Source organism: Mesorhizobium sp. PL10, assembly GCF_053714315.1.
Genome location: NZ_JBSKBR010000108.1, coordinates 1 through 2,402, shown reverse-complemented (window position 1 = coordinate 2,402; position 2,402 = coordinate 1). Strand labels below are relative to the sequence as shown.

General features: G+C 56.1%; 2 protein-coding genes. Both read left to right on the top strand.

Features of this window, described 5'->3' with window-relative positions; translation table 11 throughout:
* Positions 1-338: 338 nt before the first annotated feature.
* The gene (locus tag ACWGTO_RS33135) at positions 339-1,571 is read left to right on the top strand and encodes an ATP-grasp domain-containing protein (protein ID WP_454578906.1); all 1,233 of its coding nucleotides are present in this window, start codon (positions 339-341) and stop codon (positions 1,569-1,571) included.
* Positions 1,572-1,816: 245 nt separating this feature from the next.
* Positions 1,817-2,314 (top strand): aminopeptidase P family N-terminal domain-containing protein, encoded by a 498-nt coding sequence (locus ACWGTO_RS33130; protein WP_454578905.1) that lies wholly within the window; start codon positions 1,817-1,819, stop codon positions 2,312-2,314.
* Positions 2,315-2,402 lie beyond the last annotated feature (88 nt).

Below are 2,402 nucleotides of genomic sequence, written 5' to 3'. Positions count from 1 at the left end.
CTCGACCCAGACCTTCATACTCAATTGCGCTGTCACCGAGAGTACCCTTCCGAAAAAGAAGGCCCGACGAAGCTTATTTCGGCTGGCAAGCGACGGCGACGGCCGCATGATCGTCGCCGCGCTTTATGTGACTCGGCAGGTTGCCACTTAGATTGCGCGGAGCGCTGTCCAAAAATGCGGAGCCAACTCTTTGCAATGAAACTGCGAAATAAATTCGCCAATTCTTAACCCTCGCAAATCGCTGATGACGCTAGCCTTGGTGCAGAGTCTGAGAGCGAGACCGGCTTCAACGATGCCGACAATCCCACGGACCGTCACGCACCGAAGGAGGCACAGCAATGTCAAGAGCGCTGATCTTAGTTGGGGGGACCGTAATGGGCTCGGGGCTACTCTACGTCCAGGCTGCTCAGCGTCTTGGTCTCCAGCCGATTACCCTTTCTGACGATCCAAGTCGCTGTGACAATTTTGGAGCGAAAGACCTTGAGACGATCCGTGTTGATACAGACGATCTGGATGCGCTGATCGGGGAATGTTCCCGGCTCCGAGAGACCTATGAAATTGCTGGCATCACGGCTGCGCGGGACTCAGTGTATGCGACAGTTGGCAAGCTCTGCGGTCATTTCGATCTGCCGGGACCGAACCCTGAAGCTATTGAGCAATGCTGCGATAAGTACACTCAGCGTAAACTCCTCGCGGCCTCAGGCGTTCCGATACCGGCTTATCGCTTGGCGGCCAACGCAGCGGACATAGCGGATTCGGCCGCGGAGATTGGACTGCCGGTGATAGTTAAGCCTGCGATGGGTAGTGGGAGCGTCGGTGTCCGATTGTGCCGCACGGCCGAAGAGCTAGCCGAACATACGACCTATCTTTTGGGTGGGCAGCAAATATGGCGGTCTGAGCCGAGGATGCTGGTCGAAGAATTCGCCGAAGGCCCCTGTTACTGGGCCGACATTATGGGGAATGAGGTCATTGGGATTGGCATCGGCGACTTCGGCCCTCCACCGCATTTCGTCTATCGTGCGGCGACTTACCCAGCACCGCTGAGTGATGACGAGCATGAGCGTTTAGCCGACATTTCACTGAGCTCTTTGCGCGCGCTCGGCCTCGGCTGGGGGCCAGTGGGCATTGAAGTTCGGTGGACGAAGCGTGGCCCAGTTGTCATTGAGGTCAACCCGCGCCTTCATGGCTCGCCGACTCCTCAAATGGTTCGTCTGGCTTGCGGTGTTGATCTTATCACGGCGCATATTAAGCTTGCCATCGGCGAAGAATTGGATTTGCGCAAAAGGCATTCGCAAACAGCGGCCGCAAGATTCTTGGTTGCTGATCGCGATGGGACGCTTGACTGGATCGGTGGGGAGAGCGAGGCAGCTGCTCTACCAGGTGTCGCCGAGGTCAAATTCTATGTTCAACCGAAAACTCCGATTGTTAGAAAAGGCGACTATAGAGACTGTTTGGGACATGTCGTCGTGGCTTCATCCAGCCTCTCTCGTACCGAGGCGATACTTCAGAGCGCCGTCGACTTGATCAACTGGTCCATCACACCCCAAGTGGCGATAGTTGAAAGTGGCTAAAGTATAAATTGGCCTGGTTCACATCGTAAATTCCTTTGCCGACCGGATTGCAAATTCGGTCAGGGTGATTTCGTCGAGGGACGACGGATTTGGGGTCGGACTGGAAGCGGCCAATCTGATCGTCGACATGATCACGAACGAAACGTCAGAGCGGTTCAACCTATGTAATGGGGACAGGGCTTCCGCGACTATCTCAGGATTTCCTTCGATAAGCGCGTATCACGAAATTTGGAGGATAGTTCTGTATGAGCGGCAGGAACATTGTCCAGGCGTTTGAGACGTCGGAGTATCGGGCTCGGCTCGATAACGTGCGTACCATGATGTGCAGCGCTGGGATGGACGCGTTGGTGGTCCTCTCACAAGCTAATCAGTGCTATCTCCTGGGGTATGAGTCCTTCTCCGGCGATGAGCCGCAGGCGGTGCTCTTGACCCTAGACGATGACCCGTATTTCATCCTGCGCAAGATGGATGCCGACGCTGCAGCGGACGCAGGATGCTGGCTCTCGCAGGATCGGGTTGTCGCGTACGCGGAAAGCCACGTAGCTGGGACAGGTGAGCAAAGTGCGTGGGAAGTGATCGGCCGGTTCGTTAGGAACACGGTGGGGGCGTCTGCACGCATTGGCGTCGAAGCGTTTGGGATGGGCGTGTTCAACTACCCCAAGCTCGTCGGCGCGTTGGGAGTTCAGGAGCCACTAGTGGCTCTGCACAGGGATTATGACTCTTTGCCGGTGGGCTTTGGATAGGCTTTGGCCATTTTGAGGCGGGCCTGTTCGGTTGAGAACATCCAATTGATGCGGGCGCCGCTGTTATTTCTCTGGTTTTCCCACGCAG